General features: G+C 67.2%; 15 protein-coding genes. All 15 read right to left on the bottom strand.

Going from position 1 to position 21,942, the window contains the following annotated elements:
• Position 1 precedes the first annotated feature (1 nt).
• Entirely contained in the window at positions 2-721 is a 720-nt protein-coding gene (locus G6027_RS12955; protein WP_182637533.1) for a class I SAM-dependent methyltransferase, read from the bottom strand.
• Positions 715-2,088, bottom strand: a complete 1,374-nt coding sequence (locus G6027_RS12950) for a glycosyltransferase (RefSeq protein WP_182637532.1) — start codon at positions 2,086-2,088, stop codon at positions 715-717. Before G6027_RS12950 ends, G6027_RS12955 begins: the two co-directional genes overlap by 7 nt.
• Before the next feature lie 200 nt (positions 2,089-2,288).
• The gene (locus tag G6027_RS12945; protein ID WP_182637531.1) at positions 2,289-6,248 is read right to left on the bottom strand and encodes a DNA-directed RNA polymerase subunit beta'; all 3,960 of its coding nucleotides are present in this window, start codon (positions 6,246-6,248) and stop codon (positions 2,289-2,291) included.
• Positions 6,249-6,372: 124 nt separating this feature from the next.
• Positions 6,373-9,882, bottom strand: a complete 3,510-nt coding sequence (locus tag G6027_RS12940) for a DNA-directed RNA polymerase subunit beta (RefSeq protein WP_182637530.1) — start codon at positions 9,880-9,882, stop codon at positions 6,373-6,375.
• Between the two features lie 431 nt (positions 9,883-10,313).
• Positions 10,314-11,000: a hypothetical protein gene (locus tag G6027_RS12935; RefSeq protein ID WP_182637529.1), complete on the bottom strand. Its 687-nt coding sequence runs from the start codon at positions 10,998-11,000 to the stop codon at positions 10,314-10,316.
• A gap of 19 nt (positions 11,001-11,019) precedes the next feature.
• Complete coding sequence (locus G6027_RS12930; protein ID WP_187702870.1) at positions 11,020-11,682, bottom strand: hypothetical protein; 663 nt, start codon at positions 11,680-11,682, stop codon at positions 11,020-11,022.
• 53 nt (positions 11,683-11,735) lie between these two features.
• Positions 11,736-12,980, bottom strand: coding sequence for an MCE family protein (locus tag G6027_RS12925; protein ID WP_182637527.1), 1,245 nt, complete (start codon positions 12,978-12,980; stop codon positions 11,736-11,738).
• Positions 12,977-14,233 carry an MCE family protein gene (locus G6027_RS12920; protein WP_063971834.1) on the bottom strand — a complete coding sequence of 419 codons (1,257 nt, stop codon included), beginning with the start codon at positions 14,231-14,233 and terminating at the stop codon, positions 12,977-12,979. The genes G6027_RS12925 and G6027_RS12920 overlap by 4 nt, the downstream gene beginning before the upstream one ends.
• Positions 14,230-15,459 (bottom strand): MCE family protein, encoded by a 1,230-nt coding sequence (locus G6027_RS12915; protein WP_182637526.1) that lies wholly within the window; start codon positions 15,457-15,459, stop codon positions 14,230-14,232. The genes G6027_RS12920 and G6027_RS12915 overlap by 4 nt, the downstream gene beginning before the upstream one ends.
• Complete coding sequence (locus tag G6027_RS12910; protein WP_182637525.1) at positions 15,459-16,481, bottom strand: MCE family protein; 1,023 nt, start codon at positions 16,479-16,481, stop codon at positions 15,459-15,461. Before G6027_RS12910 ends, G6027_RS12915 begins: the two co-directional genes overlap by 1 nt.
• A complete protein-coding gene (locus G6027_RS12905; RefSeq protein ID WP_182637524.1) occupies positions 16,478-17,569 on the bottom strand; it encodes an MCE family protein in 1,092 nt (363 codons plus the stop codon). Before G6027_RS12905 ends, G6027_RS12910 begins: the two co-directional genes overlap by 4 nt.
• Entirely contained in the window at positions 17,566-18,999 is a 1,434-nt protein-coding gene (locus G6027_RS12900; RefSeq protein WP_182637523.1) for an MCE family protein, read from the bottom strand. Before G6027_RS12900 ends, G6027_RS12905 begins: the two co-directional genes overlap by 4 nt.
• Entirely contained in the window at positions 18,996-19,853 is an 858-nt protein-coding gene (locus G6027_RS12895) for an ABC transporter permease (RefSeq protein WP_182637522.1), read from the bottom strand. Before G6027_RS12895 ends, G6027_RS12900 begins: the two co-directional genes overlap by 4 nt.
• Complete coding sequence (locus G6027_RS12890) at positions 19,853-20,683, bottom strand: ABC transporter permease (RefSeq protein WP_182637521.1); 831 nt, start codon at positions 20,681-20,683, stop codon at positions 19,853-19,855. The genes G6027_RS12895 and G6027_RS12890 overlap by 1 nt, the downstream gene beginning before the upstream one ends.
• Positions 20,668-21,807, bottom strand: a complete 1,140-nt coding sequence (locus tag G6027_RS12885) for an ATP-binding cassette domain-containing protein (RefSeq protein ID WP_346995729.1) — start codon at positions 21,805-21,807, stop codon at positions 20,668-20,670. Before G6027_RS12885 ends, G6027_RS12890 begins: the two co-directional genes overlap by 16 nt.
• Positions 21,808-21,942: the final 135 nt, after the last annotated feature.

Below are 21,942 nucleotides of genomic sequence, written 5' to 3'. Positions count from 1 at the left end.
ATCAGGCCTCCGCGGGCTTGCGTAGGTAGAACACGATGGACTTGCCCATCACCGGGTTGAGCAGCTTCTCGGCGGTCCGGGTGACCCAGGGGCCCTTCATCAGGTCCCACACCAGGAGCTTGTGATAGGCCTTGGGCAGCGGGTGGTCGTCGTTCTCCGTACCCACGGCGCACTTGAGCCACCAGTAGGGGGCGTGCAGCGCGTGCGCGAACCCGGTGCCGGTGACCTCCAGACCGGCGGCGCGGAGCTTGAAACCCAGCTCCTCGGCGGTGTAGATGCGGCAGTGGCCGCCCGGGTTGGAGTGGTAGGCGTCCGAGAGCTTCCAGCACAGCTTCTCCGGCCACTCGCGCGGCACGGTCACCGCGGCGACCCCGCCCGGCTTGAGGATCCGCACCAGCTCGTTGATCGCCCTGGTGTCCTCCGGGACGTGCTCGAGAACCTCGGAGATGAGCACCAGATCGAAGGTGCCGTCCTCGTAGGGCATATCGAGTGCGTCCCCGGTCACCGCCTCGCCCCTGGACTCCGGCAGGCCTTCGCCCTCGGCCTCCATCGCGGCGAGCATCTCGGTCACCTGACGCATCTCGTCGGCGTTCTGGTCGAAGGCGGTGACGTCGGCTCCGCGGCGGTAGAGCTCGAAGGTGTGCCGGCCGAGGCCCGCTCCCACATCGATGGCTCGCATGCCGGGGGTGACCCCCAGACGATTGAAGTCGGCGGTCAGCATGCGGCGTCCTCCTGCTCACGGATGTCGTACTCTCCGGAACCCGGGAGCACTTCGGGCACGTCGTCGGTGACGTACTCGTCTATCTCTGCCTGATCCGGTCCGATGACCGGACCGGCGGTGAGGTCCGGGAGCGCCTCGCCCCGGACCCGGGCGATCGCCGTCTCGTAGACCTCGACGGTTCGCCTGGCCACGGCTGCCCAGCTGTAGCGCTCCATCACCCGCGCCCGCCCGCCCTGCGACAGTCGCCGGCGCTCGAGTGGGTCGGACAGCAGCGCGCTGATCTGGCGGGCGAGCTCGTCGACGTCACCGGGCTCGACCAGACGGGCGGCGGAATCATCGGTACCCACGACCTCCGGCAGCGCGCCCGCACGGCTGGCGACCAGTGCACAGCCGCTGGACATGGCCTCGACCGCGGGGAGCGAGAAACCCTCGTACATGCTCGGCACGACCGAGATCTCGGCGGTGCCCACGAGCTCGGCCAGCTCGTCGTCGTCGACCCCCGACACCAGGTCCACCGCATCGCGCAACCCCAGGGAGTCCAGCAACCTGGCGGCCTCGCCCTTGCGCTTGAGCTTGGAGATCAGCGTGAGCCGCACCCCCGGGTGGTCCTCACGAACCTTCGCCAGGGCCCGCAGCAGGATGGGGACGCCCTTGAGCGGCTGGTCGGCACTGGCCACGCAGACCAGCCGTCCGGGCTCGCGGTCGCGGCGGTCGTGGAAGCGGTCGGTGTCCACCCCGAGCGGGATCGTCACGATCCGGTCCGGGTCCACCCCGAAGTCCGTGGCGATGTCCTCGGCCGAGTTGCTGGACACCGTGATGATCTCCTCCAGCTTCCTGGAGACCCGGATCTGCATGCCGAGGAAGCCGAACCAGCGCCAGGTGGTGATCTTCTTGCGCAGCGGGGCCTCTTTCATGGCCAGGTCGCGGTCACGGGTGATCGGGTGGTGCACGGTGGCGACCACCGGGAACCCGGCCTCCTCCAGCGTCAGCAGTCCGCTGCCGAGGCACTGGTTGTCGTGCACCACGTCGAAGTCGGCGAGCCGGGGCGTGAGCGCCCGCGCCGCACGCAGACTGAAGGTGCGCGGCTCCGGGAAGCCGGCGGTCCACATGGTGGCCACCTCGAGCAGATCGATCCTGTCGCGGATCTCACGAGGGTGCGGCGTACGGAACGGGTCGGCGTCGTTGTACAGGTCCAGGCTGGGCACCCTGGTGAGCGTGGGCCCCGGGTCGAGCTCCGGGTACGGCTGACCGGAGAACACCTCGACGGTGTGTCCCAGCGCGGCCAGCTCGCGGCTCAGGTGTCGGACGTAGACGCCCTGCCCGCCACCGTGTGGCTTGCTCCTGTACGAGAGCAGTGCGATCCGCACTTGTCGATCGCCCCCTTCCGGTCATCCGGCCCCGGTCCGCCGCGAGGACCGCGGCGGCTCAGGGTACATCGAGCAAGTGTAGAACACGTTCGCGGCCAGCGACGACACGGCCGGGGATACGCACCGGACCCCCGGCGCTCGAGGCGCTCGGGGGTCCGGTGTCCACTCGGGTCGGTCGGTGACCGACCCGTCGGGTCGGGTCAGTAACCCAGGTCGTCCAGGCGGACCGACGCGCCGGTGGCGTCGCCGAAGCCGTCCTCGGGACCGTAGAACCCGTCGCCGTAGTCCGGGATGGAGTAGGCGGCCGCGCGGGCCTCCTCGGTGGGCTCGACCGTCGAGTTCCGGTACCGGTTGATGCCGGTACCCGCCGGGATGAGCTTACCGATGATGACGTTCTCCTTGAGACCCACGAGCTTGTCCGAGCGCCGGTTGATGGCGGCGTCGGTGAGCACGCGGGTGGTCTCCTGGAAGGAGGCCGCCGAGAGCCACGAGTCCGTGGCCAGCGAGGCCTTGGTGATGCCCATGAGGACCGGGCGTGCCGAGGCCGGCGAGCCGCCCTCGGTGAGCACGCGACGGTTCTCCGCGGTGAGCTCCGCGCGCTCGACCAGCGCACCGGGCAGGAACTCGGTGCTATTGGACTCGTTGATCGCCACCCGACGCATCATCTGACGGACGATGACCTCGAGGTGCTTGTCGTGGATCGACACACCCTGCGCGCGGTAGACCTTCTGAACCTCGTCGACGAGGAACTTCTGGACACCGTTCGGGCCGAGGATGGCCAGCACCTCGTGCGGGTCGGCCGGACCCTCGAGGAGGGCCTGCCCCCGCTCCAGGTGGTCGCCGTCGACGATCGGACGGGACGATCCGTCCTCGAGGATGATGTGCGCCAGACCCTGCCGCTTGGACAGCTTCTCGTACACGATCTCTTCCGCGCCGTTGTCCGGCACGATCGTGATCGTGTAGAAGCGCTCCTCCTCCTCGAGCCGGATCCGGCCCGCCTCCTCGGCGATCGGGGCCTTGCCCTTGGGCACGCGGGCCTCGAAGAGCTCCTGCACACGCGGCAGACCACCGGTGATGTCGTCACCGACGCCACCCTGGTGGAACGTACGCATGGTCAGCTGGGTACCCGGCTCACCGATGGACTGGGCGGCGACGATGCCCACTGCCTCGCCGATGTCGACCAGCAGCCCGGTCGCCATGGAACGGCCGTAGCAGGTGGCGCAGACCCCCGTGCCCGTGGTGCAGGTGAGGACCGAGCGGACCTTGACCTTCTCCACGCCCGCGGCGATGAGCGCCTCGATCGTCGGATCACCGAGGTCGGTGCCGGCGGCCACGATGACCGCGCCGGAGGCGTCGACCGCGTCCTCCGCCAGGGTGCGCGCGAACGTCGAGGTCTCGACGTGCTCGTCCCGTGAGAGCACACCCGTCTCGACACCGTGCGCGTCCACCTCGCGGCGGGCGATGATCGTCTCGATGCCCTTGCTCGTGCCACAGTCCGTCTCGCGGACGATGACGTCCTGCGACACGTCGACGAGACGACGCGTGAGGTAGCCCGAGTCCGCCGTACGGAGCGCGGTGTCGGCCAGACCCTTACGCGCACCGTGCGTGTTCATGAAGTACTCGAGCACCGTCAGGCCCTCGCGGAACGAGGACTTGATGGGCTGCGGGATGAACTCGCCGTTCGGACGCGTCACCAGGCCCTTCATGCCCGCGAGCGCACGGATCTGGGTCATGTTGCCCGCCGCACCCGACTTCACGATCGTCGGGATGGGGTTGGAGTCCGGGTAGTTGGCCTCCATGGCCTGACCGATCTCGTCGGTGGCCTCCTGCCAGAGCTTGACCAGGTCGCTCTTGCGCTCCTCGTCGGTGATCTTGCCCAGGCTGAACTGCGACTCGAGCCGCGCGGCCTTGGCGTCGTAACCCGCCAGGATCTCCTTCTTGGCCGGCGGGACCAACACGTCGGACATCGCGATGGTGACGCCCGAGCGGGTGGCCCAGTAGAAACCGGTGTCCTTGAGCTTGTCCACGGTCTGCGCCACGACGATCATCGGGTAGCGCTCGGCCAGGTCGTTGATGATGACGGCCTGACGCTTCTTGGGCATCTGCTCGTTGACGAACGGGTAGTCCGCCGGGAGCAGCTCGTTGAACATGACGCGGCCCAGCGTGGTCTCCGCGATCCACTCCTGGCCGTGGGTCCAGCCCTCGGGGAACCGCTCCGCCTCGATCTCGGCGGGCGGACGCTGCTGCGACATCCGCACCTGGATCGGCGCGTGGATGTCCAGCACCTTCAGGTCGACGGCCATGATGGCCTCCGACGGGTTCGAGTACACGCCGGTGGCGGGGGCGTCCTCGGCGGCCGGGACGTGGGAGCCGGTGGCGCCCTCGTCGAGACGGGTCAGGTAGTACAGACCCGTCACCATGTCCAGACGCGGCATGGCGAGCGGACGGCCCGACGCCGGCGACAGGATGTTGTTCGAGGCGAGCATGAGGATGCGGGCCTCGGCCTGCGCCTCCGCGGACAGCGGGAGGTGCACGGCCATCTGGTCACCGTCGAAGTCGGCGTTGAAGGCCTCACACACCAGCGGGTGCAACTGGATGGCCTTGCCCTCGACGAGCTGCGGCTCGAAGGCCTGGATGCCGAGGCGGTGCAGCGTGGGCGCACGGTTGAGCATCACCGGGTGCTCGGCGATGACCTCCTCGAGCACATCCCACACCTGGTCGCGCTGACGCTCGACCATCCGCTTGGCGGACTTGATGTTCTGGGCGTGGTTGAGGTCCACCAGGCGCTTCATGACGAACGGCTTGAACAGCTCGAGCGCCATCAGCTTGGGCAGGCCACACTGGTGCAGCTGGAGCTGCGGACCCACGACGATCACGGAACGACCCGAGTAGTCGACGCGCTTGCCGAGCAGGTTCTGACGGAACCGGCCCTGCTTGCCCTTGAGGAGGTCCGAGAGCGACTTGAGCGGGCGGTTGCCCGGGCCCGTGACGGGCCGGCCACGACGGCCGTTGTCGAACAACGCGTCGACGGACTCCTGCAGCATCCGCTTCTCGTTGTTGACGATGATCTCGGGGGCACCGAGGTCCATCAGACGCTTGAGGCGGTTGTTGCGGTTGATCACACGACGGTAGAGGTCGTTGAGGTCCGAGGTGGCGAAGCGCCCACCGTCGAGCTGCACCATCGGGCGCAGCTCCGGGGGGATCACCGGGACGGCCCCGAGCACCATCGCGGCCGGGTGGTTGCCGGACCGCAGGAACGCGGAGACGACCTTGAGGCGCTTGAGGGCGCGGATCTTCTTCTGGCCCTTGCCGTTGCGGATGATGTCGCGGAGGTTCTCGGCCTCGGTCGCGAGGTCGAAGTTCTCCAGCAACGACTGGATCGCCTCGGCACCCATGCCGCCCTCGAAGTACTCGCCGAAGCGGTCTTCGAGCTCGCGGTAGATGCCCTCGTCCACGATGATCTGGTTGATATCGAGCTTGGTGAAGGTGGTCCAGATCTCCTCGAGGCGGTCCAGCTCGCGCTGTGCCGACTCGCGGATCTTCTTCATCTCCTTCTCGCCGCCGTCCTTGACCTTGCGGCGCTGGTCGGCCTTGGCACCCTCGGCCTCCAGCTCGGCCAGGTCGGCCTCGAGCTTCTTGGCGCGTGCCTCGATGTCCGAGTCCCGCTCGTCCTCGATGATCTTGCGCTCCTCGAGGGTCTGCGCCTCGAGGGTGCTGAGCTCGTTGTGGCGCAGGTCCTTGTCCACGGCGGTGATGACGTAGGCCGCGAAGTAGATGATCTTGTCGAGGTCCTTGGGCGCGAGGTCCAGGAGGTAGCCGAGCCGCGACGGGACGCCCTTGAAGTACCAGATGTGCGTGACGGGCGCGGCCAGCTCGATGTGGCCCATCCGCTCACGGCGCACCTTGGCACGGGTCACCTCGACGCCACAGCGCTCGCAGATGATGCCCTTGAAGCGCACACGCTTGTACTTGCCGCAGTAGCACTCCCAGTCCCGGGTGGGGCCGAAGATCTTCTCGCAGAACAGGCCCTCCTTCTCCGGCTTGAGGGTGCGGTAGTTGATGGTCTCCGGCTTCTTGACCTCACCGTAGGACCAGTTACGGATGTTCTCCGCTGTAGCGAGGCTGATGACCAGCTCGTCGAAGTAGTTGACGTCCTGCACGTAGGCGTCCTTCCCCTTATGGGATGGTGGCGGGCCCCTCTCGGGGTGGGGCCGGTACGGGGCCCGCCGTGGTGGAACTTAAATATTCGGGTTGCGGGGCGCCGGTGGTGCGCGCCCCCGGCGCCTACTGCGCCAGCTCGTCCGCGGCCGAGGACTCGTCCCTGGAGAGGTTGATCCCCAGGTTCGCCGCGGTGCGGTCGAGATCGTCGTCCTCGGCACCCTCGCCCAGCGAGACGGCCTGGCCGTCGCTGGAGAGCACCTCGACGTTGAGGCACAGCGACTGCAGCTCCTTGAGCAGGACCTTGAACGACTCCGGGATCCCGGGCTCCGGGATGTTCTCGCCCTTGACGATCGCCTCGTACACCTTCACGCGACCCACGACGTCGTCCGACTTGATCGTGAGCAGCTCCTGGAGGGTGTACGCGGCACCGTAGGCCTGCATCGCCCAGCACTCCATCTCACCGAAGCGCTGGCCACCGAACTGGGCCTTACCGCCGAGCGGCTGCTGGGTGATCATCGAGTACGGACCCGTGGAACGGGCGTGGATCTTGTCGTCCACCAGGTGGTGCAGCTTGAGGATGTACATGTAACCCACGGACACCGGGTACGGGAACGGCTCGCCCGAACGACCGTCGATCAGGGTCGCCTTGCCGTCGGCCTCGACCATCCGCTCGCCGTCACGGTTCGGCAGCGTGCAGCCGAGCAGGCCGGTGATCTCCGTGTCCGCCGCACCGTCGAAGACGGGGGTGGCCGTGTTGGTGCCGGCCTCGACGCTGTAGATCTCCTCCGGCAGCTTGGTCGCCCACTCGGGGAGGGAACCGTCCGCCTCGCGGGGCACCTCCCAGCCCGCCTTCGCCAACCAGCCGAGGTGGGTCTCCATGATCTGACCGATGTTCATACGACGCGGGACGCCGTGCGTGTTGAGGATGATGTCCACGGGCGTGCCGTCGGGCATGAACGGCATGTCCTCGGCGGGGAGGATCTTGCCGATGACGCCCTTGTTGCCGTGGCGGCCGGCGAGCTTGTCGCCGTCCTGGATCTTGCGCTTCTGCGCCACGTACACACGGACCAGCTCGTTGACGCCGGGGGGCAGGTCGTCGTCGTCGTCACGCGAGAACACGCGGACGCCGATCACCTTCCCGGACTCACCGTGGGGCACCTTCAGCGAGGTGTCGCGCACCTCGCGCGCCTTCTCGCCGAAGATGGCGCGCAGCAGGCGCTCCTCCGGGGTGAGCTCGGTCTCGCCCTTGGGCGTGACCTTGCCCACCAACACGTCGCCGTCACGGACCTCGGCGCCGATACGCACGATGCCGCGGTCGTCCAGGTCCGCCAGGACCTCGTCGGAGACGTTGGGGATGTCGCGCGTGATCTCCTCGGCACCCAGCTTGGTGTCGCGGGCGTCGATCTCGTGCTCCTCGATGTGGATGGACGTGAGCACGTCCTCCTCCACCAGGCGCTGCGAGAGGATGATCGCGTCCTCGTAGTTGTGGCCCTCCCACGGCATGATCGCCACGAGCAGGTTCTTGCCCAGGGCCATCTCACCGTTCTCGGTGCAGGGACCGTCGGCGAGGACCTGGCCGGCCTCGACGCGGTCGCCCTCGTCCACGATCGGCTTCTGGTTGGAGCAGGTGCCCTGGTTGGACCGGGCGAACTTGGCCAGACGGTAGGTCTGGCGGCCACCGTCGTCGTCCATCACGGTGATGAAGTCGGCCGAGACCTCCTCCACCATCCCCGCGCTGGTGTTGACGACGACGTCGCCGGCGTCCACGGCCGCGCGCAGCTCCATACCGGTGCCGACGAGCGGCGCCTCGGAACGCACGAGCGGGACCGACTGGCGCTGCATGTTCGCACCCATCAGGGCACGGTTGGCGTCGTCGTGCTCGAGGAACGGGATCATCGCGGTGGCCACGGAGACCATCTGCCGCGGCGAGACGTCCATGTAGTCGACGTCCGTCCCCGCGACGACCTCGACGTCACCGTGCTTCTTGCGCACGAGGACGCGGTCCTCGACGAACTTGCCGTCCGCGTCGATCTCCGAGTTGGCCTGCGCCACGACGTGGCGGTCCTCCTCGTCGGCGGTCAGGTAGTCCACCTGATCGGTGACCGAACCGTCGATGACCCGGCGGTACGGGGTCTCGATGAAGCCGAACGGGTTGACCCGGGCGTAGACCGAGAGCGAACCGATGAGACCGATGTTCGGGCCCTCGGGGGTCTCGATCGGGCACATGCGGCCGTAGTGCGAGGCGTGCACGTCGCGCACCTCGAGGCCGGCGCGCTCACGGGAGAGGCCACCGGGGCCCAGGGCCGACAGACGACGCTTGTGGGTCAGACCCGACAGCGGGTTGTTCTGGTCCATGAACTGCGACATCTGGGAGGTTCCGAAGAACTCCTTGAGCGCGGCGGTGATGGGCCGGATGTTGATCAGCGACTGCGGGGTGATCGCCTCGGAGTCCTGCGTGGTCATGCGCTCGCGCACGACGCGCTCCATCCGGGACAGGCCCACGCGGACCTGGTTCTGGATGAGCTCGCCGACGGTACGCAGACGCCGGTTGCCGAAGTGGTCGATGTCGTCGACGTCGACCGGCACCTCGCGCCCGCCGGAGACCTGCATCGAGTTCTCTCCCGCGTGGAGACGCACGAGGTACTCGATGGTGGCGGCGATGTCCTCACGCGTGAGCGTGGTGGTGGAGTCGCCCTCGGGGTCCGGCAGACCGAGCTTGCGGTTGACCTTGTAGCGGCCGACACGGGCCAGGTCGTAACGCTTCTCCTTGAAGAACAGGTTCTCCAGGAGGGCCTCGGCGGACTCGCGGGTGGGCGGCTCGCCCGGACGCAGCTTGCGGTAGATCTCGAGCAGGGCCTGATCCGTGTCCTCGACCGTGTCCTTCTCGAGGGTGGACATCATGATCTCGGAGAAGCCGTAGCGCTCCTTGATCTCGGTGGTGGTCCACCCGAGCGCCTTGAGCAGCACGGTCACGGACTGACGACGCTTGCGGTCGATACGCACACCGACGGTGTCGCGCTTGTCCACGTCGAACTCGAGCCAGGCACCCCGCGAGGGGATGACCTTGACGGAGTGGACGTCGCGCTCCGTGGACTTGTCGCGGTTCCGGTCGAAGTACACGCCCGGCGAGCGGACGAGCTGCGAGACGACGACCCGCTCGGTGCCGTTGATGATGAACGTGCCCTTGTCCGTCATCATCGGGAAATCACCCATGAAGACGGTCTGCGACTTGATCTCGCCCGTCTCGGTGTTCTCGAACTCGGCGGTGACGAACAGGGGCGCCTCGTACGTGCGGTCCTTCTCGCGGCAGTCCTCCATGGAGGCCTTGACCTCTTCGAAGTACGAGTCCGAGAACGAGAGGGACATGGATCCGGAGAAGTCCTCGATCGGGGAGATCTCCCTGAGGATCGACTCCAGGCCTCCCTCGAGGTTGGTGACGCCGCGTGACGCGGCCCTCTTCTGCCACTCCTCCGACCCGATGAACCACTCGAACGACTCCGTCTGGAGGTCGAGCAGTCCCGGGACCGGCAACGGCTCGGAGAGTTTCGCGAACGAGACCCTCCGGGGCGCACCGGGAACGGTGGAAACTGACTTGGTCTGGCGGGAGACTGCCAAGATGGGTCCTTCCAGCACCTCACGTGATCACCACGGGCGGTGACCACAGATGTATCTGCGAGCGGTCCGCCGACGGGTATCCACCCAGATCCGAACCGATCGAGGACTCGGAGAACACCCGGTGAGACCAGGGACGAGCCGTCACGGACGGACGAGAGTGCAAATAGCAGCCAGCGCAACGACCTAATCTAGTGGAAGGCGGCGACAAAGTCCAGCCTTTAACGGGGTGTCACCCGGAGGCCAGTCGCATGCGTGGTACGGCGTCCGTCTCTGCGCTGGTTGCCCTCGTGGCTCTCGCCCCATCGGCCCCGGTCGGGACGTCGCACTCGGACCGTGTCGCACTCTTCTCTGCGGCACTCGCCCGATGCCCCTAAAGGGTGACGGGTGAAAGCACTTTCGTCAAGGATCTGGCTCGGTCGGTTGCCGGATCGGTTCCCGACCAGCCCTCGTCAGGAGGGCAGATCCGGGATCCTCGACAGTTTCCACACGCCGTCGATCTTGTCCAGACCGACGAGATAGGTGCCGCTGGTACTTCCCGCAGCCGCGCCGTCCCTGGTCATCGACACATCCTGTACCAGCAACACCTCGGCCTTGTCGCCTTGCAGGTAGGCGAGACCGGCCTCACGGACCTCCGCGTCGACGGTCGTCGCGGACTGCTCGTAGCTGTCACGCAACGCGGGCCAGTTCTCGTCCAGCTCGTTGACGAGCTTCGGGGTGAGGAATTCACCCAGGGAATCGTGGTATTCGTCGAGGGTCTCGTGATCGATCGCCACGAGCCGCTGGACGTTGGTCGTCGCTGCCGAGAGAACCTCCTCGGTGTCCCGTCGGTCGACGAACGCCCGGTTGTCCACGTCGACCCCGGGTTCCGTCGCCAGGAACACGCCGACGGCTCCGGCGACCAGTCCCACCGCGATGGCGGAGTATGCGATCGTCCGACCACCGGGCCGACGGCCGGCACGCCGCTCCCCGCGACCCGCCCCGGTTCCGGTGCCGCCCACCTCGTCGTCGTCTCGTTCGTCCCACGTCGTGGGGCCCGCGGCGTTCCCGCCCTCGGGTCGGGTCTGTCCGGCGTGACCGGCCAGCCGTCGACGCGGCGCCGGAGTGACCGACTTCTGTGTCCTCTTGATCGGTGGCATCAGCGACTGTCGTCCTTCGTCATCGTCCGGCGGAGGTGGTCGGCGCGGGGGTCGACTCCTCCTCGGTGGCCGGGGCGTCCTGTTCCTCCGGCGTGTTGAGCTCCTGCACGGACCGGCTGGACTCGCCCACCGGGACCGTCACGCCCACCTGGTTGACCGCGTCGGCCTTCCAGGTGCCGTCCTCTCGCGTCAGGTCCACGCGCATCGCCTGACGGCCGGTGATGTCATCCTGGCCCTCCCGCTCGGAGTGGGCGGTGAACACCACCAGGACGGCGGCGTCGCCGGCCTCGAGGTCCAGGGTCTCGACAGCCGTGTGCGAGACCGTGGCCGTGGTGACCGCCTTCTGCTCCACGACGCGCGTCCGCACATCGTCAGCCCACTGCTCCTGCTCGGTGAGGAACTCGCCGGTCGAGGCCTCTGCCAGCTGCTCCAGCGAATCGTCGACGTTCCGGTGGTCGAAGCTGAACGCGTTGATGATCACCTGGGCGGCGACGTCGGCGGCCGCCTCGCGCTCGGACGCCACCTCCTGTGCCGACCGCGCCTGGGAGTAACGCACCCCGAACACCCCCAACGTCGCCAGCCCCCCCACGAGGATGATCGCCGCGAGGACCACCAGCCATCTCGGCACGGTCCCCGTCCCCGCGGGGCGGCGCGCGCCCCCCTCCGTTCCCTGCGAACTCATGGCGGCGACGCTACCGGACCCGCCGTCCGCCGGGTCGCCGCCCCGCCGCACCCTCACCGGGGAATCAACCCCTGCAACACCGCGAGCTGCGTGGCCGCCACTGACAGGTTGGCCTTGTCGGGGTCGATCTTGGGCTTCGCGTCCCACGGCTGCGGCACGTCCGGGTGCGCGTACTCCACCCGGTCGGCACCGCGGACTGCGGTGGGGCTGCCGAAGGGCACGGTGCACTGCGCGTCGTAGTTGGGCGGGAAGTTCTGTTCCTGCCAGTCGAAGGACGGGTCCTGCGCCTTCATCTGGTCGATGATCTCCCACGTACCTTCGTACCCCTGCGTACACGCTGGTGGGTTGTTCGTCTCGAGGGACAGACCGAAGTGGATGGTCCCGTCCCCAGGAGCGACTGACATCCCGCCGGCGGCCAGTGCCGGCAACAGCTGCAGGAGCACCTTGAACGACGGCGCCAGTGGATCGATCGTCTTCATCGTCGCCGACAGGTTCCGCACGGTTCCAGAGAGCGGGGCGCCGGAGTTCTCCACCAGATAGCGGGTCTCGTCGGCGAACTCCGGTCCCGTGGTGATCAGCCGTTCCAGGTCGGAGTCCGAGTCACGCAACGCCTCGGTGACCGTCCTGAGATCGCGGGAGAAACTGACGATCTCGCCGGACTGGTCGGCCTGCGTCTCCAGGACGGTCGCCCCGTCGCGGATCAGCGTCTGCAACTGCGGCATGGTGCGGATACCGGACTCGGAAATGCGGATGAGGGAGTTCGAGAGTCGCTCCAGTTGGGGTCCCCGGCCCTGGAACGCCTTGCCGAGTTCGTCGACGGTCACCTCGAGATCGTCCAAGGGGACCGATCGGGAAAGGTCGTCGACGGAGGCCAGCAGGTTCTCGACGGGTACCGGCAACGCCTCACGTCCGGCGGAGACCACGTCCCCGTCCTCGAGATACGGCGCCGAGCTGCTGTTGGGTCGCAAGTCCACGTACTGCTCTCCGATGGCGGAGCGATTGGCGACCACGGCCTCGGTGTCCGCCGGGACGTCGGGGGCGCTCGAGTCGAGGTCGAGCTCGACTCGCACACCGTCGTCGGTGAGCGAGAGCTCGCCCACCCGTCCGATCGCCGTGCCGCGGTAGTTGACGGCCGCGTTGGTGAACACCCCGCCGGTCTCGGGTAGGTCCAGATAGACCTGGTACTGGCCGATCCCGAACAGCGAAGGTAAGCGAACGTAGTTGGCACCTACATAGGTGATCCCGACCGCGGCGATCACACAGAAGGCGATGAGCTGGGTGCGGAGTGTCTTGCTCATCGGTTTCCTGGCTCTCCTGGTTCGGGCAGGTAGTTCTCGGAGAACTCCGAGACTCCTGGTGCGGGCTTGGGCACCACCGCCCGGTCCATGACCGGCGGGACCGGCAGGAGCGGCAGCACGATGGTCGTCCGCCGGTCCGGGCCGTTGTCGCCGACCCACGGGTTCTGCGGGTCCACGACGTAGGGCCCGCTCGTGGTGTTCGGACGGCGAACCACCGGTTCGCCCTGATTCGCCCCCAGATTCCGGAGCGTCTCAGAGATCGTCGCGTCCACGGAGAGAAAGATGTTGGCCGCGCCGCCGACGGTCGCCGGGATAGACGAGTCCGGGAACGGGAAGGTGGGGACGAAACCGATCAGCTCGATGAGCTCCGGAGTCGACTCGCCGAGGGACTGCAGCACAGGGCGCAGCGCCCGCAGGTCGGCGATGAGGTCCTCCCTGCTGGTGAGCAGGACTTCCGAGCCGACCTGGCCCAGTGTGTCGACCCGGCGCAGCATCTCCACGAACTGCGAGCGCTGCTCCTCGAGCACCGCCACCCCGGCGGGCAGCTCGTCGAGCGCCGCCTCGATCTGCTGGCGCTGATCGTTGGCACGCGACGTCATGAGGTTCACGCCCTCGAGGGCTTCGGTGATGCTGTCGCGCTGCCGGTTCAGGCCCCCGATGAGCTCCTCCGCCGATCGCAGGGTCCGGGTGAGATCCTCCTCGCGGCCGTCGGTGGCCTTGCGCAGTTCGGCCACGATCGGTTGCAGTTGGTCCACGCCGCCGCCGTTGAGCAACAGCGACAGCGCGCCGAGAACCTGCTCGATGTCGGTAGCCGTGCGGGTGTCCGAACTGGCGATGACGTCACCGCCGGACAGCTCTCCGGTGGGCGGCTCATCCTCCGGCGGGCTGAGCTGCACGAACTTCTCGCCAAGGAGATTGGTCTGCTGGATCGAGGCCTCGACGTTGGCGGGGAGCTCCATGTCGCCGCGGAGGACGATGTCCACCTCTGCGGTCCACCCGTCCTCCGCCAGCGAGATACCGGACACGCGACCGGCGTCAAGACCATTGACCTTGACCGACGACTGCAGGACCAGGTCCAACACATCGTCGAAGCGGACGGCCACGTGCATGGGGTCCTCACCCAGGTCCGCGCCACCCGGCAGAGTGTAGTCCTCCAGATTCAACGAGCACCCCGCCGCGACGGCGGCCACGAGCGCGCTGGCACCGACCGCGCGGACGGCGCGACCGAGGATGGGCGTGGTCGGCCGGATCATCCCCGTCCCCCTTCCGATGCGGGCGTCATCGGCCACCCGCGATTGCCCTGGACCGTCCCGGGAACCGGGACCGACTGATTCATCTCGCCAGCGAGGATGCCCAACGGCAGATCCGGGTTCGACGCTTGTAGATCGGCGTTGCGCTGCGGCGCGAGAGCCTCGCAGGCCTCGATATCGGCGCGCCGGAGGTTGTCGAGTTCGGCCAGCATCTGGTCCCCGGGGTTCAGGCGGCCAAGTGTCATGAGCTGGCACAGGACGCCGGCCGGGTCCTGCAACTCCGGGATGTCGAGACGTAAGGACAACAGCCCGGCCTCGGGGTCGTAGGCGCCGATGAGGTTGGACAGAGCCAACGGAGCAGTCTTGAGGATCTCCTCGATGTCGCCCCTCTGGTCCGCGGTGATCTGACTGAGTCTCACCAAACGGTCCGCATTGCTGCGGATCACGTCCTGGTTGTCCCGCACGACACGCGCGACGTCCGCGAGGGCGTAGCTCAGTTCGGCGAGGGCGCCCTGGAGGTCCTCGCGCTGACCAGCGACAGTCTGGTTGAAGGTTGACATCTGGGAGTTGAACTGCCTCACCTGGGCATCGTTCTGCGCGAGCATCGTGACGAACGACTGCAGATTGACCACGGTCTCGCTGATGTCCTGACTCGAATCCGCCAGCGTCGTCGCGGCCTGCGACAACTCGTCGATCGACCGCCCGAGTGCGGCACCGTTGCCTCCGAGCGTGTCCGCGGACGCGGTGACGAACCGGTCGAGAGCGCCGTCCTTGTTGGCACCCTCCGGGCCGAGAGCATCGGTCAGTTCCTCCACCGAGGCGTAGAGCTTGTCCACCTCGACCGGTGTCGCGGTCCGCTCGAGGGGGATGTGCGCGCCCGATTCCATCTTGGGGCCGCCAGAGTAGGCGGGCAGTAGTTGGACGTTACGGTCAGGGACGACCGAGGGCGTCACCTGGACCGCCTTGGCGTCCGCCGGGACGTCCACGCCCCGGCGGACGTGGAACTCGACCTCGACGGTCTCCCCCATCGGGGTCACCTTGTCGACGGAACCCACCGTGACCCCCAGGATCCGGACATCGGAGCCCTCCGATATTCCGACGGCTGTCGGGAAGGTGGCGGTGATGCTGGTGCGTCCGAACCCCGTGACGGCGAGGAAAATAACAGTCACGGCGGCCACGACGACGACGAGCAGCAGCCCGACGAACGAGTACGGCATCTTCTTGTGCATCAGTTGATCCCACTCTGTCTGGCCGGCGCGCGGGCGCCGGGATAGAAGGGCGGCTCAGGAATACCCGGCGGGACGAGGTTGGTGACCACGGTGTCGAACCATCTGCCCGAGCCCAGAATGTTGGAGTACAGCCGATAGAAGGGCCCGAGGTTGTGGATGGATGCCCTCAGCTCTTCCTCGTGGTCGGTCAACACCGCCAGGGCGGAGTCGAGACTATCCAGGGTCGGCTTGAACTCGGCCTCGTTCTCCGCGACGAACCGGCGGAGTTCGATCGACAGTCCGCGCGTGGAGGCCAACACCAGCTTGAGACTCTCGGCGCGGTCGTTGAGTTCGCTCAACAACTGTCCGGTCCCGATGATCAGGCGCCGGAAGTCGTCATTACGGTCCGCCACGATCTGGGAGCTCGTACGCGTGGCCTCGAGTAGGTTCCGCAATTCGGCGTCCCGGCTGGACACGGTCTGCGACAGACGCCCAATCCCGTCGACCGCGCCCCGGAACTCCTCGGGCGACGCCTGCATCGCATCGGTGAGTGTGTCCAGGCTCTCTGCCAATTTGTCGTCATCGATCTCGTCGAGCGTCTCCGCTGCGGAGGAGAAAGCTGTGACCACGTCGTACGGGGCCACCGTCCGCTCAAGCGGGATCGGCTCCGACGTGTCGAGTTCCCCGGTTCCCGCCGGCGTGAGCGCGAGGTACTTCTGGCCGAGCACGGTCTTGAGCTGGATGCTCGCCCGGGTGTCGTCACCCAGCCAGGCGTCCTTGGCCCGGAAGCCCACGGCCACCTTGTCGCCTTCGAGCGCCACGTCGGTCACGACGCCAACCTTGACGCCGGCCACGCGGACCTCGCTACCGTCCGCTAGCCCGGCGGCCTCGGAAAAGTAGGCTGTGTATTTGGGTCCCGCCCCGACGATCGGTAGCGCGTCGAGTCTGAACGACACGGCGGTCAGGGCGAGGATCACCAGGACCCCGATCGCTCCGATGGTGGCGTTGCTGAACCTCGGCTCGTTCGCACTGCGCTTGCTCATGGGATTCCCCCTGCGTGGCACCGGGGCGCGACGTTCGTGTACACCGGCTGATTGATCGTGGGACCGCCGCTCGGAAGAAGGTTGGGCACGTTGGTGCCTGGGCCGTGCACCACGTCGAGTCCACAGAGATAGAACTGGAGCCAGGACCCGAACGAACCCATCCTGATGAGGTTGTCGGTCTTGCGCGGCAGGTTGATGAGAACCTCGCTGAGCGTGTCGCGGTTCGTCGTGATCTGGTCGGTGACCACCTTGAGGTGGTCGAGCGAATCCGTCACGGCGGGCCGCGTGGCGGTGACGATGTTCTCCGCCGACGAGGTCAGATCCGCCATCGAGTCGAGCGAACTGCCGATAGCGTCGCGCTCGTCGGCGAGTCCCTCGACGAGTTGCCTGGTGGTCACCACGAGCTGCTGGAACTGCACGTCCCGCTCGTTGATGGTCTCGAGGACCCGGGTGAGGTTGTCGATGACTTCGCCGATCACCTGATCCCGATCGGCCAGGTGGTTGGTCAGCTCACCAGTCTGGCGGACCAGGCTCGTCACGGTGCCGCCCTCCCCTTGCAGTACCCGCACCAGCGAGTCGGCGAGCGCGTTGACGTCCTCCGGCTGCAGGGTCGTGAAGAGCGGGCGGAAACCGTTGAACAGCGCCGTGAGATCGACCGCGGGCGAGGTCTTCTCGATTCCGATCGTGCTCCCTTCCTCCAGGGCCGATTGGACGGGTCCGGGCTCCCGGGAGATGTTCAGGTACCGCTGGCCGATCATGTTCCGGAACCGCAGTGCCAGGTGCACGTTGGCCGGCAGCGTGCGGTCGCCGGCCAGGGTGAAGTCCACCTTAGCCAGGCCGCGTTCGTGGATCTCCATCCCGGTGATGTTGCCCACCACGACGCCGGCTATCCGGACGTCGTCGCCCTCCTCCAGCATGGTCACGTCGGAGAAGATCGCAGAGTACTCCGTACCTTCCGCCCGGGTGCCGCCCCTGATGGTCACGGCGAGGACCGAACTGAGCAGCACTGTGACCACGATGAAGACCACCAGTTTGACGAATGACCCCAGCAGGCCGCCACGGAATAGGGCCTTCAGTTTGGCGTTCATCGGAAACCGACCTCCGTTCCGCGAAGCGCCGGGGCGCCGATCTGGCCGATCCAGGCAGGGATCTCCTGCGCGCCGCGCGAGGACGCGACCCCCAGGACGGTTCGGACGGTGTCGGTCTCCAGCGGCGAGCCGGCGTAGGCCATAGCCACCACGTCGGTGTCCTGACCCGCGACGGTTGACGGAAACGGCATATTGGGCTGCTCGGGCACCGCCCGCCCGGGAGCCGGGGGAACCGAGCCACGGTTACGGAGTGCCGGAACCGGCCCGTCCCGGAGAAGCGGATTGGGCAGAGTCGGGATGAACGCGGGCCCCGGATTGCGGGTGGGGATCTGGTAGCTCCCGTCGGCGATCGCCCCGCCGGGGGCCCCACCGAAGTAGAACGGCTCCTGCGCCGGGTCGTAACAGCGGGGACCGCGGGTGTCGAAGAACCGCGGCTCGTCCTGGTTGGGCACGTAACGCCCTCTGGGATTGACGAGCTCGAGCGTCACCCGGATGGCGGGGTGCTCGGTGCCCACGCCCAGGATGGCATCGGACCGGTCCAGAAGTGTCATGAAATTCCCCACCGAGCACGGCAGTGCTGGCGAATACTCAGCCAGGTACTCCAGGGAGGTGCGCGAGTCCACCGCCAGGGAGATGAGGTCGTCGCGGTTCGCGGCGAGGAAACCGGTGAGGACCTCGGACGACTCGCTGATCCGCCGCAGTCCGTCGGCGATGTCGGGGCGGCGCTGGACCACCGTGTCGCCGGTGGTGCGCAGCGCGTCCAGAGCGTTGATGAGATCAGGCAGCGCGTCGGAATAGGTCTGGGAGAATGTCGCCAGATCCTCCAGCCCGGATTCCAGAGCGGGCAACTCCTGGTTGATGCCGTCGAAGACCTGTCCGATCTCGACCAGGCTGGCGCCGATCTCGTCCCCACGGCCTGACAACGCCTGGTTGATCGCGCCGAGCGTGCCCGCCAGTTTCTCCGGCGGGACCGCCTCGAGAACGGGGAGTAGCCCGTCCAGGACGCGCCCCAACTCGATCGCGTTGCCGCGGGTGTCCTGCTCGATGGTCGCTCCCGGTTCGAGCGTCCCCACGGGCTCATCGGGGAACCCCAGGTCGACGAACCGCTCACCGAACAACGTCTTGGGGAGCAGGCGGCCACTGACGTTGGCCGGCAGTTGTTCCATGAGCGCCGGGTCGAACTCCATGTTGATCTGCACGCGGTCCCCGTCGGGTTCGACACCGGAGACGCGGCCCACGAGGACACCGCGCGCCTTGACGTCGGCGTCGTTCGGCAGCGCGAACGCCATGTCGTCGGTGTACAGGGTGACGCCGTCCGAGTCGGTGAAGGCGCGGTTGTAGATCGCGATGGTGGTCCCGACGAACGCCAGGACGATAATGATGAAAAGGGCGGCCAGCAACCGCTTGGAGAGTACGGAGAGCTCGTTCATCCCGCCACCCGCACCGTCGTGGTCGTGCCCCAAAGTGCCAGTCCGACGAAGAAGTTCAGGATCGCCACCACGACGATCGTGGTGCGGACAGCGCGCCCCACCGCCACGCCGACGCCGGCCGGGCCCCCGGACGCGGTGAAGCCGTAGTAGCAGTGGATCATCACCAGCGCGAAGGCGAAGATGATCACCTTGACGAAGGAATAGATCACGTCTTCCGGAGGCAGGAACAGATGGAAGTAGTGGTCGAACGACCCTGTGGACTGTCCTTGAATCATGGTGTTGACTCCCCGCGTGGCGAGGTATGACGAGAGCAGACCCACGACGTAGAGCGGAATGACGGCGATAAACCCGGCGATGACCCGAGTGGTGACGAGGTACGGCACGCTCGGAATCGCCATGACCTCCAGGGCGTCGATCTCCTCGGAGATCCGCATGGCACCGAGCTGGGCGGTGAAACCGCAGCCGACGGTGGCGGACAGGGCGAGCGACGCCACGAGGGGCGCGACCTCACGGGTGTTGACGTAGGCGGACAGGAAACCGGTGAGGACCGAGCTGCCGATCTGGTCCAGTGCCGCGTAACCCTGCAGCCCCACGACCACGCCGGTGAACCCGCTCATCATGACGATCACGCCGATGGTCCCGCCGAGCACTGCGAGCACGCCGACGCCGAATGTCACCTCCGCGATCAACCGCAGCACCTCTTTCCGGTAGTGCACGATCGTCTGCGGGATCCACCGAATCGCTCGCAAGTGGAAGGCGAGCTGGTCTCCCAGAGAATCGAACGAGCTGATCGGGCCGCGGACGACGGCCCTCACACGGGCGCGCGTGGGTCCGACATCTGTATGGATCGCCATCAGGACCCCCTCGGCGGGACTACTTGCAGGTAAACGGCAGTGAGGATGAGGTTGGCGAAGAACAGCAGGAGGAACGTCAGGACGACGCCGAGGTTCACGGCGTCACCAACGCCCTTGGGCCCGCCCTTGGGGTTCATCCCGCAGTATGCGGAGACCACCCCTGCGATGAGCCCAAAAATGAGGGCCTTGATCGAGGACATAATGAAGTCGGGCAGTTGCGCGAGGGCGCCGAAGGACATGAGGTAGGCGCCCGGTGTCCCGCCCTGCAGCATGATGTTGAACACGTACCCCCCGGAGATCCCGACGATGGAGACGAGCCCGTTGAGAAGCAGAGCGACGAGCATCATCCCGAGCACTCGGGGGACGACGAGCCGCTGGACCGGGTCGATCCCGAGGACCCGCATCGCGTCGAGTTCCTCGCGGATGGAGCGGGCGCCCAGATCAGCGGCCACCGCCGACCCAGCGGCGCCCGCGATAAGCAGCGAGGTCACCAGCGGCGCGCCCTGCTGCACGACGGCGAGGACGCCGGTCGCTCCCGTATAGGCCTCAGCCCCGAGCTGCTGGACCAGCGAGCCCGTCTGCATCGCCACGACCGCCCCGAAGGGGATCGCGACCAGCGCCGACGGCAGGATCGTCACGGACGCGATGAACCACGACTGCTCGATGAACTCTCGGAACTGGAACGGCCTCCTGAAGACCCCTCTGAACACCTCGAGGAACAGTCGGAAGACCGCACCGGCGCCGCCCACCGCGGTCCGGACTCCTCCGCCGACATCTGCCGGCGACACACCGGACTTCACCGCGGGTTGCTGGTTCACGCCCTCCGCCATGCCTTTCCTCCGATCCCTCCGGTGTCCTCGGACACATGAGGACCCGTAGAGGTCGTCGACAGCCACTGACTGCCGCCGCCCGCAGCGCCCGCGGTGGCGTTGACCGGCGCCGACGCTGTGACCCTACTGTTACCGTGGCCGCGGGCCGCCCACTCCTCGCGGATGGCTACCTGGGCGCCTTCGGGGAGCGTGTCCATCATCTCGGCCACCCTCTTCTCACGGCGGATCTCGCCCTTGCGCTCGGGGCCGCCGGGGGTCGGCTGCATCTGCGGCGGGACCCCCGTCACCTCGTCCTCGCCCGGGGAGCCGTCGTTGTGGCCGGCATCGGCGTGCGCCTGCTCCTCGCGCATCTGCGCGTCGTCCTTCTCCTCGGACATGCCGATCGGCCCCAGTTTGGATCCGCGGAGGAACTGGCGGACAGAGGGCTCCTCGCTCGTCAGAAGGACCTCGCGCGGGCCGAACATGACGAGCTTCTTCCGGTAGAGCATGCCCAGGTTGTCCGGCACGGTCCGGGCGAGGTTGATGTTGTGCGTCACGATGAGGATCGTGGCGTCGATCTGCGCGTTGATGTCGATCAACAACTGCGCGAGGTAGGTGGTGCGGACCGGGTCCAGACCCGAGTCGGGCTCGTCGACCAGGATGATCTCAGGATCCAACACGAGCGCACGGGCGAGGCCGGCGCGCTTGCGCATACCGCCTGAGATCTCGCCGGGGAGCTTGCCCTCCGCACCGGTGAGACCGGTGAGCTCGAGCTTCTCCATGACGACGTCCCGGATCTCGCTCTCCGACTTGCGGGTGTGCTCGCGCAGCGGGAACGCCACGTTGTCATAGAGGTCCATGGAACCGAAGAGCGCGCCGTCCTGGAACAGGACACCGAACAGCTTCCGGATCTCGTAGAGCTCCTTGGCGGTGCACTGGAGGATGTCCGTGCCGTCGATGATGATCTGGCCGCGCTCGGGCCGCAGGAGCCCGATGAGCGACTTCAGGAACACCGACTTGCCGGTACCGGACGGACCCAGGAGCGCGCTCACCTCCCCCTCGGGAAGGGTGAACGAGACGTCCTCCCAGATCTTCTGCGATCCAAAGGACTTCGTCAGTCCCTCAACAGATATCTCGATACCCACGTCACCACTCCTCACTGCAGCCATCATCTGTGGCCACGGTCACTGTAAACTACCGTTCGCAGCTCGTGTGACGTTACATACCGATAAGTAATGTATCGCACCAAACCTCGTCTGACCCACCTGCCGAAATGCCGA

It is taken from the genome of Dietzia sp. SLG310A2-38A2 (assembly GCF_014145095.1).
GTDB lineage: Bacteria > Actinomycetota > Actinomycetes > Mycobacteriales > Mycobacteriaceae > Dietzia.
Note: the sequence above shows the minus strand (reverse complement) of the source record. Positions and strands in the feature narration are given on the sequence as shown.

Bases quoted from the DNA above. Each gene is read 5' to 3' on its own strand.
- G6027_RS12895 (WP_182637522.1), bottom strand. From the start codon at position 19,853: ATGGCGATCCATACAGATGTCGGACCCACGCGCGCCCGTGTGAGGGCC.
- G6027_RS12925 (WP_182637527.1), bottom strand. From the start codon at position 12,980: ATGAGCAAGACACTCCGCACCCAGCTCATCGCCTTCTGTGTGATCGCC.
- G6027_RS12900 (WP_182637523.1), bottom strand. From the start codon at position 18,999: ATGAACGAGCTCTCCGTACTCTCCAAGCGGTTGCTGGCCGCCCTTTTC.
- G6027_RS12910 (WP_182637525.1), bottom strand. From the start codon at position 16,481: ATGAGCAAGCGCAGTGCGAACGAGCCGAGGTTCAGCAACGCCACCATC.
- G6027_RS12930 (WP_187702870.1), bottom strand. From the start codon at position 11,682: ATGAGTTCGCAGGGAACGGAGGGGGGCGCGCGCCGCCCCGCGGGGACG.
- G6027_RS12905 (WP_182637524.1), bottom strand. From the start codon at position 17,569: ATGAACGCCAAACTGAAGGCCCTATTCCGTGGCGGCCTGCTGGGGTCA.
- G6027_RS12920 (WP_063971834.1), bottom strand. From the start codon at position 14,233: ATGATCCGGCCGACCACGCCCATCCTCGGTCGCGCCGTCCGCGCGGTC.
- G6027_RS12935 (WP_182637529.1), bottom strand. From the start codon at position 11,000: ATGCCACCGATCAAGAGGACACAGAAGTCGGTCACTCCGGCGCCGCGT.
- G6027_RS12890 (WP_182637521.1), bottom strand. From the start codon at position 20,683: ATGGCGGAGGGCGTGAACCAGCAACCCGCGGTGAAGTCCGGTGTGTCG.
- G6027_RS12955 (WP_182637533.1), bottom strand. From the start codon at position 721: ATGCTGACCGCCGACTTCAATCGTCTGGGGGTCACCCCCGGCATGCGA.
- G6027_RS12915 (WP_182637526.1), bottom strand. From the start codon at position 15,459: ATGCACAAGAAGATGCCGTACTCGTTCGTCGGGCTGCTGCTCGTCGTC.